We start from the raw sequence: 308 nt of genomic DNA, 5'->3' as shown, positions 1-308 counted from the left end.
CCGGTCCGATCCGGATAGATCGCTGACAGTTTAGTCCGGATACATGGCTGACAGGAGGACCTGTCGATGCCGTGGGAAGCGACGTCAGTGATGGATGCGAAGGTGCAGTTCGTGGCGGACTGCCTTGTTGGCGATGAGCCGATGAGCGTTCTTTGCGAGCGCTACGGCATCAGCCGACAGACCGGTTACAAGTGGCAGCGGCGCTTTGCTGAGGAAGGCGCCGGTGGGCTTGAGGAGCGCTCGCGGGCACCGCACCATCATGGCCGAGCGACGCCGGCCGATGTGGTGGTTGAACTGATCGAGGCTCG

At 62.7% G+C, this 308-nt stretch carries 1 protein-coding gene; it reads left to right on the top strand.

The features are described 5' to 3' along the window. Positions 1 to 66: 66 nt before the first annotated feature. Positions 67 to 308 (top strand): helix-turn-helix domain-containing protein (locus tag ACSQ23_RS28460; RefSeq protein WP_436092714.1); only part of this gene is annotated, 242 nt, incomplete at its 3' end.

This window comes from Devosia sp. LjRoot16 (assembly GCF_964252795.1).
In the GTDB taxonomy this organism is placed as follows: domain Bacteria; phylum Pseudomonadota; class Alphaproteobacteria; order Rhizobiales; family Devosiaceae; genus Devosia_A.
Note: the sequence above shows the minus strand (reverse complement) of the source record. Positions and strands in the feature narration are given on the sequence as shown.